This window comes from Pseudomonas sp., from assembly GCF_030147005.1.
GTDB lineage: Bacteria > Pseudomonadota > Gammaproteobacteria > Pseudomonadales > Pseudomonadaceae > Aquipseudomonas.
Genome location: NZ_JASLAW010000032.1, coordinates 43,657 through 52,737 on the forward strand (window position 1 = coordinate 43,657; position 9,081 = coordinate 52,737).

A 9,081-nucleotide genomic window follows, 5' to 3' on the forward strand; every position below is an offset into this window, starting at 1 on the left:
CTTCCTTTACACGGCAAGCTCGCTCCTGCAGTTCTTCGCGATAAATAATCACACGAAACTTCCAAATTCGCTGTCAGACGGATGTCTTTGAATTTAAGCAGTTGCGAAATTACCTACAGTTAAATACTGTATGTGCGTACAGCTTACTAAGGAATACTCCGTGGCAAAGCCCTCCTCCGCAGCACCCGCTACGCCTGATGCCTATCAACGTCTGGCCATTCGCGTACAAAAAATCATCAATTCGACCAACGCCCAGAAAGCCAAGGCGGCGTTAATCTTCCGCCTCCCGGATGAGCCCGAGGACGAGTGGGCGCGCTTGCTTGAAGAGATTGCGGAAAACGACAATGTCACCCTCGCCTACAGGGATGACGGCGGCGTGCAGATTTTCTGGGTTGTGCCGAAGGAAGATTGATTGAATGAGTGCCCGTTTTTTTGCTGTGTGCTGCCTGCTTTTTGCTGTCACCGCCAACGCCCAAGCCCCCCGAACCTTCAGTGAAGCCAAAAAAATCGCCTGGAAGCTCTACGCTCCGCAATCCACCGAGTTCTATTGCGGCTGCAAATACACCGGCAACCGTATAGACCTGAAAGCGTGTGGCTACATCCCGCGCAAAAACGCCAACCGTGCCGCGCGCATCGAATGGGAACACATTGTTCCCGCCTGGCAGATCGGCCATCAACGGCAGTGTTGGCAAAATGGCGGGCGTAAAAACTGCACGCGCCATGATGACGTATTCAAGCGTGCTGAAGCAGACCTGCACAATCTGGTGCCAAGCATCGGCGAGGTGAACGGCGACCGTAACAACTTCAGCTTCGGCTGGCTGCCGGTGCAAAGTGGGCAATACGGTTCATGCCTGACCCAGGTGGACTTCAAGGCCAAGAAGGTGATGCCGCGTCCATCCATTCGTGGAATGATCGCGCGCACCTATTTTTATATGAGCAAGCAATACGGCCTGCGCCTGTCGAAACAGGATCGCCAGCTCTATGAAGCCTGGAACAAGACCTATCCCGTGCAAGCCTGGGAGCGCCAGCGCAATCAGACCGTGGGCTGTGTGATGGGCCGGGGCAACGAGTTTGTCGGCCCGGTGAATCTGAAGGCCTGTAGCTGAAGGTGGGCGCAACGCCTGCCCACCCGGCCCTTTACTGCGCGACCTTGTGCTCGATGACTTCTGACACGGTGTCGTTTTTCTTGGCTCGCGCCATCTTCTCGTTAAGCAGTGTCTGCTTGGCTTCAGCCTCGGCCTTGCTGGCGAACGGGCCAAGCAGCACCTGGTCCTTGCCGTCTACCTTAACGATATAAAAATTGAACCCATGTTCCAGCAACCAGGCGGTCAAGTCAGTGATCGCCTGCAACTTGTGATCCGGCGAGCCCACCCATACATCCCATTCCTGAGCGGCAATCGCACCGGTTTGTGGCTGGCTTTCGGTCACGACAGGCTTGGCCTTGGGTGCATCGACAGGTTTACCTTCGCCGCATCCGGCCAATGCCAACACCGCAATTGCCATCGCTACTTTACGCACTGCCCTGCTCCTTTGAAGATAAAGAGGCGACTTTACCATCCACTGTCTATTCTGGCCGTCATAAAGGTTGGCTTAAACAATGCGAATCATGTATCGCGACCTGTATGATGCCGCCATGGGAATTAATGTCGCCTCTACGCGTCCTAAAAGAGGCAGTCACAGGGAAGCGCTTCGCATTAAGCTACTCACATCCGACACCTGCCTTGCTTGAACATGTGTCCTTAAAGTAATCAAGGAGAAGTCCATGCTGATACTCACCCGCAAAGTTGGTGAAAGCATAAACATCGGTGATGACATCACGATCACCATCCTGGGCGTTAGCGGCCAGCAAGTACGAATCGGCATCAACGCCCCCAAGGACGTTGCCGTGCACCGCGAGGAAATTTATCAGCGCATCCAGGCCGGCCTCACTGCGCCGGACAAAACCCAGACGCCTTGAAGCATCTCCAGTAGCCAGCCTCTTGCTTCATCGTAACGGCTGGCGAAAACCTGATTGGCCCGTTCGCTTCTTTTACCCTAGCTCTACGCCTCGTATATGTACCCGCGCAGCAAGATGAAACTGCCATGATGCCTGGAACTTGTTGCATCATTTGCAGCCAAATTTCACGTCATCCTGCGGTCCGAGTGCATTCAGGAGCACGTCGATGAGGCCATTCACTACACAGCCCATGGTTTCCATTTCCTGGACGATCACCTTGCTGATAGGGCTGGTCTTTCTGGCGCTCGGGTACGGCCTGCGGCTGGAAGTAGAGGGGGCTGTCGGCCCCGCTGACCATTCCTGGCTGGACCTGGCATTACTCCTGTGCGCCTATCTGTTTGCCTTCTGCCTCAAGCCGATTCAGAAAGCTATCTTGCGCAAGTTGTGCCAGCGTGAGGCGCATCGCGCCCATCAAAAAACAGCGCGCTGATTTTCCACTCGCTCGCGCACAGTCAGCAAACCCCCAGCTTCTTGCAGGACCCGCAGCCCCTCATACCCATTGATACATGCATGCTCAGTCGCCATGGGAGCCAGGTGCGTTGAGGTCACCACCATCACATCCGCTCCCGCCGCTTCTGCTGCTCGAATGCCTACTGCCGCATCCTCGAACACCAGGCAATCTTGCACCGGCACGCCCAAGCGCTGGGCGCCCAGCACGTAACACGCCGGATCCGGCTTGCCGCTGACAACATCTTCGGCCGTCACCATTACCGCCGGCATGCAAATACCTGCCGCTGCCATTCGACGCAATGCCAGCGCCTTAGGCGCAGACGTGACCAGTGCCCATTGATCGGCAGGCAAGCGGTTCAAGAACTCAACCGCACCGGGAATCGCCACGATGCCCTCGACGTCGTTCAGTTCAGCTTCGGTAATCCACGCCGCCTCCGCCTCAGGGTCCACACCCGGCAATGCCTGACGCGTGATCGTATCAATCGCGCGGGCGCCATGAATGGTGGTCAGGAAAACCGTCAAATCCAGGCCATGGCGTTCAGCCCAGCGGCTCCATACACGCTCGGCAGCGGCAATGGAGTTGAGCAGGGTCCCGTCCATATCGAACAGGAAGGCACGGTAACGCTGAGTAAATACGGCTGGATTTCGGCTGGACACGACGCGGCTTCCCCAGGTGTTCAAGCAATGATTGACCTGTGCAATCTACGGTTCACCTCGCCACTTGTAAACGCTGCGAGGCACCTGCCTTGAACCTTGAATGACGAACTTGTCATCAACCTGTTGGTTGGCTGTTCGGGTCGCCTGGTTACTGTGAACTCACTGCCAGCCCGGCAGCCAACTTTTACAGAGAGATATCGCCATGAAACGGTTTGCCCTCGCTTTTGCTGCTTTGCTCGCCACAGGCTCGGTATTCGCCGCCGACACCGCGCCCGTGATCCATGATCAGACCGGCTTCTTCGTCCACTTGGATGTCGCCAGAGTTCTGTCCAGTACCGATATTTCCGGCCAATGCGGTATCGTCCCGGCGCAACTGCGCTACCTGGACCATCAGGACCGCGAGCATGTGCTGGACTATCGAGTGCAAGGCATCGGTTGCGCCAGTGACAATTGATCAGGCTACACTTGCGCCACCCATTGAATCAGGGCATTTCCCATGAACATCCTCGTAGTCGAAGACGAACCCAAGGCCGGCAATTACCTGCTCAATGGCTTGCAGGAATTGGGCTACAGCGTGAGCCTGGCCCGCGATGGCGTGGACGGTCTGCACCAGGCCCTGGAAACGCCGTTCGACGTGATCGTGCTGGACGTGATGATGCCCAAGATGGATGGCTGGGAAGTGCTGCGCCGCCTGCGCAAAGAGGCCGATACGCCGGTATTGTTCCTCACTGCCCGCGATGATATCGCCGACCGCATCAAGGGCCTGGAGCTGGGCGCCGACGATTACCTGATCAAGCCCTTCTCCTTCGCCGAGCTGGTCGCGCGCCTGCGCACCCTGACCCGGCGCGGCCCGACGCGAGAAGAAGAGCACCTGCACATCGCCGACCTGCAAATCGATGTACTCAAGCGCCGCGTCACCCGTGCCGGCACGCGCATTACCCTGACCAATAAAGAATTCGCCCTGCTGCGCCTGTTCGCCACTCACCAGGATCAGGTGCTGTCACGCTCACTGATTGCCTCACGGGTATGGGACATGAATTTTGACAGCGACACCAACGTGGTCGACGTTGCCGTACGGCGCCTGCGCTTGAAAATCGACGACCCGTTTCAACTCAAGTTGATCCACAGCGTGCGTGGCATCGGCTACCGTTTCGATACCCAACCATGAGCCGCACTCGCCATTACTCCCTGACCCTGCGCCTGGCGCTGATCTTCGCCCTGCTCGCCTTTGCCTTGCTGGCCACCCTGGGCGTGGCACTGTACCGCGAGCTGGAGCGCGAGCTGATCCGCCGCGACGACACTGCGCTGATATCCCGAGTGGATCAACTGCGCAACCTGCTCAGCGACAGCAATACTCTGGACCTTATCAAGACCAAGCCCGAGTTATTCCAGAACATGTTGGGCAACCGCGAATCGGTATTGAGCATCGCTGCCCCCGGTCAACAACCCTTGCTGTTGGTGAACCCGGCGAATATCGAACTGCCTGCGATCGAGCCGGTGCCCAAAAATCACGTCTTGTCGCTGAGCGATGTGCAGCATTTGCCGGGGCTCAACGGCATTCCTTTCTCGACTGTGGCCGCGACCATCAACTCCGGCGACCTGGGCAGCCTGCAAGTCACCAGCGGCCGCCTGATGACCGAGCGTACCGCCGTACTCGCCAGCTATCGACTGAGCGTTTATATCCTGGCAAGCATCGCTGCGATCATCCTGGCGTTGGCCGGTTACCTGCTGGTGCATCGTGGCTTGCTGCCTTTGCGCCGGCTGGCCCGACACGCTCAAGGGATCGGCGTCGGCAACCTGGCCGAACGCCTCGACAGCCAGGGCGCACCGAAAGAATTGCTGCCGATGATTGAGTCGTTCAACACCATGCTTGAACGTTTATCCAAGGGGTTTGTGCAGCTGGGCCAGGTCTCCACCGACATGGCTCACGAACTGCGCACGCCGATCAATAACCTGCTCGGCGAAACCCAGGTTGCCCTGCAGCAACAACGCAGTATCGACAGCTACCAGCAGCTGCTGGCCTCCAATGTCGAAGAACTCGAACGCCTGGCGCGGATGCTCGATAACATGCTGTTTCTGGCGCGCACCGATCCTGCCAGCGCGTTGCGCCAACGTCAGGCGCTGGACGCAGCGGATGAAGTGGAGCGCATCGCGGATTATTTCGAAGGGTTGGCCGCCGACATGGGCATGCGCATTGTTGTCGAAGGCGAAGGCGTGATCTGGGCCGAGCCGATGCTGCTACGTCGCGCCCTGGCGAACCTGTGCGCTAACGCCATCAAATACGGTTCGCCGGGCTCGGAGCTGAGCATCCAGGCAATAGCGACTGACGAGGGCGTCAACCTGAGGGTCAGCAGCCACGGTGAAACCATTTCCGCCGAGCATCTACCGCGGCTGTTCGAACGGTTTTACCGCGTGGACGAATCCCGCGAACGTTCCTCCCAGTCCAATGGACTGGGGCTGTCGATCGTGGCAACCATCATGCAGTTGCATAACGGGAGGTATCGCGTCAGCAGCGAAGACGGCGTGACGACGTTCGAGCTGTTTTTCCCTGCACGTGAAGCGTGAAGCATCGCCCCTTCAATCGAAAGCCCCGTTGAGCACTTCGTAGATGATACCGGTGGCGATGGTGACCAATATCAAGTCGGTGCCCGCTTGCTGCCACTCATACCCATCGTAATGAGGCAGGCGCCCCGCCAGGCGACCATCGAGTTTCTTGGCGATACCGGGCGGCAGCGGTTTGCCGCGCGCCAGATTTTTCTGAATGCCCGAAGGCAGCGCAGGCCCTGGACGCCAGTAATCGCGGTTACCGCCCACCAGGCTCAGCACACCGCCCCGATCAACGCTGGGGCCTTGATTACCGGCCGAACCTTTGCCTTTAGGCTTGTCGTGGCCCTGCCCTGCCGGGTTATTACCTTTGTTGTTGCCCTGGCCTTTGCCATTGCCGGGATCCGCCAAGGCCACACCGCTGCCCGCAAATAATGCGAGCGACAACACCACAGACACACACTTCGGGCGATTGATCATGATGGTATTTCCAGATGGATGCCTGTTGAACTGTAGTCGAGGTTGTACCACCGCGTATTGATCAACTTACCCGGCCGCCTGTTTCCACAATATCGACCTGGGCATGCCAGGCCGTCGAGACCGCCAAGCGCAAGCCATCCACCAACATAGGCAGCGCCATTGACGGCTGACCGGACTCAGGCAAGCCCGGCACATGGATAAAACCACTGCGCACCTCAGTACCCGCCAGCGCATGCTGCAATCGATAAAACACTTGGTTACACACGAACGTCCCAGCCGTCTGCGAAACCGAGGCAGCAATACCCGCGTCACGCACCGCCCTGACCATGCTCTTGATCGGCAATGTGGAGAAATAAGCGGCCGGGCCACCCTCCACCACCGCAGTGTCAATCGGTTGGGCGCCGAGGTTGTCCGGGATGCGCGCATCATTGACGTTGATCGCGACCCGCTCGATGGAAATGTCGCTGCGCCCAGGGCCCAAGCCCGTGGCGATGACCATTACCGGATGTAATTCCTCAATCAACTGAATCAAGGTCTCGGCGCCAGTGGCAAAGGCGCACGGCAGTCGGCGCGCAACGATCCGCACATCATCATTCAGCTTCACCCCGTCCAGCAGGCGCACCGCTTCCCAGGATGGGTTCACGACGTCGTGATCGAAAGGCTCAAAGCCGGTCAGCAATAGGGTCTTCATCCTGGCCTCACATCAACAGATAAAGCAGCACAATATTGACCACCAGCATCATCAACGCGGTCGGCAATTGGGCCTTGATCACCGCGTTCTTGTCCGGCAGTTCAAGCAATGCCGCCGGCACGATATTGAAGTTGGCCGCCATCGGCGTCATCAGCGTACCGCAGTAGCCGGAGAACATGCCGATCGCCGCCATCACCGCCGGGTTGCCGCCGTAGATACCCACCAGCACCGGCACGCCGACGCCGCCAGTCATCACCGGGAACGCCGCGAAGCCGTTGCCCATAATCACGGTAAACAAGGCCATGCCCAACACATAAACCATTACCGCCACCAACTTGAAATCCAGGTTGATGTAAGTGGTGGTGACGTGGGCGACAGCCGTGCCAACCCCGGCTTCATTGAACAACAGCCCGAGCATCGCCAGCATCTGTGGCAGCACCATGGCCCAGCCCAGGGCTTCGGTCAGGCGACGCGATTCGCGCAAAGCTTGCACGGGCGTGTCGCGGGTCAGCCAGCAGGCGAGGCCAAGGGCGATCAGGCAGCCGATGCCGAGAGAAACGAAAGTGGTGTTCTTCGGGTCGAGTAGCGGCACACCGCCGATTTCGGTGTGTTTGAGCAATACCGAGCCAATCACTGTGGTCAGCGGAATGGCCAGCGCAGGGATAAACAGCTTGTGACCCAGGCGACCGGCGCTGGCGCGGGAAGCCTTGACGTGCAATTCGGCGTGCTGGCCACGGCCAACGCCGCCCAAGCCCGCAATCAATGCCATCACCACAACGCCGACACCGATAACCACCGAGGGCAGGCGCTCCCCCACCAGGAAAGGAATCGCGAACAGCAGCCAGAACAGCGCGCTGGACCAGCGTTTGGGGTGCGTGCGATCCAAAACGATCATGCCGGCGGTGATCAGCAACAGCACACCGGCCAACCAGTAAAGGTATTGAATGGAAATAATCATTGCGCGGCCTCCACCGAGGGGGCGACGGCCGTCATCTCACGGGTCAACCTTCGGTCAAACCGATGCAAGCGGATGGCATGAATGATAAAGGCACAGATCGCCGTCGGGATGCCCCAAACCGCAATATGCAGCGGCTCCACATCAATCCCCGAGCCCAGCAGAAAGGTATGCATCAAGGCGATCGCACCAAACGCGACAAAGATGTCCTCACCGAAAAACAGCCCCACATTGTCGGTGGCGGCACACATGGCCAAGACCTTGTGGCGCAGCTTGTCCGGCAGCTTGCCGTAGCGTTTTTCCGCCGCGCCTTCGGCCATCGGCGCCAGCAATGGCCGTACCATCTGCGGATGCCCACCCAGGCTGGTCAGCCCCATGGCCGCGGTGGATTCACGTACGAACAGATAGATGATCAGCAAACGCCCGACCGTCGCACGCTCGAAGCGGGCGATCCAGTTCTGCGCGTGCAGGCGCAGGCCGTGACGTTCCAACAGGCCAATCACCGCCAACGGTAATAACAGGATCAACTGCAGCGCACGGGTTTGAAGGAAGCCATCACCCATGGTGGCGAGGATTTTTTCCAAAGGGAACTGGGCGGCAAGCCCGGTAGCGATAGCGGCGGCGGTGACCACCAGCAGCGGATTGAAGCGCAATACAAAGCCGACCACGATGACAAGTACGCCGATCAACGGCCATAGGTTCACTACAGTTTGCATGGCGGAGAGGTCCTTTAGTGCGCGCTGCGGCGCCATTACAGCAGGATGTGAGCAAAGGGCTCACAGCATGAAAGTGGCGTGCAGTCGGCTCGGTTTTTTATTGTTGACCCGGAAGGTCGAGCGGTGCCGGCAACTTTGCTGCCTTGAGGTGGGAAGTGTCCAACAAGAAAAATTGTTGCTGCAGACCAATAAATTTTGTGGATATTTACACCGCAAAATTGGGTAACTGGAGGGATTCGGGATTAGCCCTATACTCAGCAATGATGGTACTGCGGATCATCCACGGTGCTATTGCAGACCATGAGGGCTCCAGCTATGTATGCCAGTCAAATCAACAGTATGGCGACAGCCATCGGCGAGATACGCTGCCAGATGATGGTGCAGATTATTTGCCTGCTGTCGGTGGCGACGCTTTTCTGTTGACCGAGACGCCAATTCCCCGGGTGCGCCGCACTGTGTCACTGGGTACCCTATTGCCCGAATTTTAATATTCAGTCCGAAATAGGTTTTTTCACCCCGACGCCCGATGCACAGCATCGGGCGTTTTGTGTTTCAACGACAGGTGCGGGCGCTCGCCGCTTTAGATCGACGC

At 58.2% G+C, this 9,081-nt stretch carries 13 protein-coding genes; 7 read left to right on the forward strand and 6 right to left on the reverse strand.

Features of this window, described 5'->3' with window-relative positions:
* Positions 1 to 160: 160 nt before the first annotated feature.
* Together Q1V60_RS02730 and Q1V60_RS02735 are read left to right on the forward strand one after the other, a co-directional pair.
* Positions 161 to 412, forward strand: coding sequence for a DUF1654 domain-containing protein (locus Q1V60_RS02730; RefSeq protein ID WP_173667473.1), 252 nt, complete (start codon positions 161 to 163; stop codon positions 410 to 412).
* A 4-nt stretch (positions 413 to 416) separates the two neighbouring features.
* The gene (locus Q1V60_RS02735) at positions 417 to 1,106 is read left to right on the forward strand and encodes an endonuclease I family protein (protein ID WP_300627225.1); all 690 of its coding nucleotides are present in this window, start codon (positions 417 to 419) and stop codon (positions 1,104 to 1,106) included.
* A 31-nt stretch (positions 1,107 to 1,137) separates the two neighbouring features.
* On the opposite strand, the gene Q1V60_RS02740 is transcribed toward Q1V60_RS02735, so the two are convergent.
* A complete protein-coding gene (locus Q1V60_RS02740) occupies positions 1,138 to 1,503 on the reverse strand; it encodes an SPOR domain-containing protein (RefSeq protein ID WP_300627244.1) in 366 nt (121 codons plus the stop codon).
* Between the two features lie 259 nt (positions 1,504 to 1,762).
* Between Q1V60_RS02740 and csrA the strand changes: the two genes are divergently transcribed.
* Complete coding sequence (csrA, locus tag Q1V60_RS02745; protein ID WP_300627227.1) at positions 1,763 to 1,957, forward strand: carbon storage regulator CsrA; 195 nt, start codon at positions 1,763 to 1,765, stop codon at positions 1,955 to 1,957.
* A gap of 205 nt (positions 1,958 to 2,162) precedes the next feature.
* A complete protein-coding gene (locus tag Q1V60_RS02750) occupies positions 2,163 to 2,426 on the forward strand; it encodes a hypothetical protein (protein ID WP_300627228.1) in 264 nt (87 codons plus the stop codon).
* On the opposite strand, the gene Q1V60_RS02755 is transcribed toward Q1V60_RS02750, so the two are convergent.
* Positions 2,408 to 3,103, reverse strand: coding sequence for an HAD-IA family hydrolase (locus tag Q1V60_RS02755; RefSeq protein ID WP_300627230.1), 696 nt, complete (start codon positions 3,101 to 3,103; stop codon positions 2,408 to 2,410). The genes Q1V60_RS02750 and Q1V60_RS02755 overlap by 19 nt on opposite strands.
* A 202-nt stretch (positions 3,104 to 3,305) precedes the next feature.
* Here Q1V60_RS02755 and Q1V60_RS02760 point away from each other — a divergent pair, with 202 nt between their 5' ends.
* From Q1V60_RS02760 to Q1V60_RS02770, 3 genes are read left to right on the forward strand one after another with little or no spacing between them, the layout of a single operon-like run.
* The gene (locus Q1V60_RS02760; RefSeq protein ID WP_300627231.1) at positions 3,306 to 3,557 is read left to right on the forward strand and encodes a DUF2790 domain-containing protein; all 252 of its coding nucleotides are present in this window, start codon (positions 3,306 to 3,308) and stop codon (positions 3,555 to 3,557) included.
* A 42-nt stretch (positions 3,558 to 3,599) separates the two neighbouring features.
* On the forward strand, positions 3,600 to 4,271 hold the full coding sequence (locus Q1V60_RS02765) for a heavy metal response regulator transcription factor (protein WP_300627232.1): 672 nt from the start codon (positions 3,600 to 3,602) through the stop codon (positions 4,269 to 4,271).
* Positions 4,268 to 5,668, forward strand: a complete 1,401-nt coding sequence (locus tag Q1V60_RS02770; RefSeq protein WP_300627234.1) for a heavy metal sensor histidine kinase — start codon at positions 4,268 to 4,270, stop codon at positions 5,666 to 5,668. Before Q1V60_RS02765 ends, Q1V60_RS02770 begins: the two co-directional genes overlap by 4 nt.
* A gap of 12 nt (positions 5,669 to 5,680) precedes the next feature.
* Here Q1V60_RS02770 and Q1V60_RS02775 read toward each other — a convergent pair whose 3' ends face one another.
* The 4 genes from Q1V60_RS02775 to Q1V60_RS02790 form a co-directional block, all read right to left on the reverse strand.
* Positions 5,681 to 6,127: an anti-virulence regulator CigR family protein gene (locus Q1V60_RS02775; protein WP_300627235.1), complete on the reverse strand. Its 447-nt coding sequence runs from the start codon at positions 6,125 to 6,127 to the stop codon at positions 5,681 to 5,683.
* 61 nt (positions 6,128 to 6,188) lie between these two features.
* The gene (pcp, locus tag Q1V60_RS02780) at positions 6,189 to 6,818 is read right to left on the reverse strand and encodes a pyroglutamyl-peptidase I (RefSeq protein WP_300627237.1); all 630 of its coding nucleotides are present in this window, start codon (positions 6,816 to 6,818) and stop codon (positions 6,189 to 6,191) included.
* Between the two features lie 7 nt (positions 6,819 to 6,825).
* Positions 6,826 to 7,776 (reverse strand): DUF979 domain-containing protein, encoded by a 951-nt coding sequence (locus tag Q1V60_RS02785; protein ID WP_124430035.1) that lies wholly within the window; start codon positions 7,774 to 7,776, stop codon positions 6,826 to 6,828.
* Positions 7,773 to 8,489 (reverse strand): DUF969 domain-containing protein, encoded by a 717-nt coding sequence (locus Q1V60_RS02790; RefSeq protein ID WP_300627241.1) that lies wholly within the window; start codon positions 8,487 to 8,489, stop codon positions 7,773 to 7,775. The genes Q1V60_RS02785 and Q1V60_RS02790 overlap by 4 nt, the downstream gene beginning before the upstream one ends.
* Positions 8,490 to 9,081 lie beyond the last annotated feature (592 nt).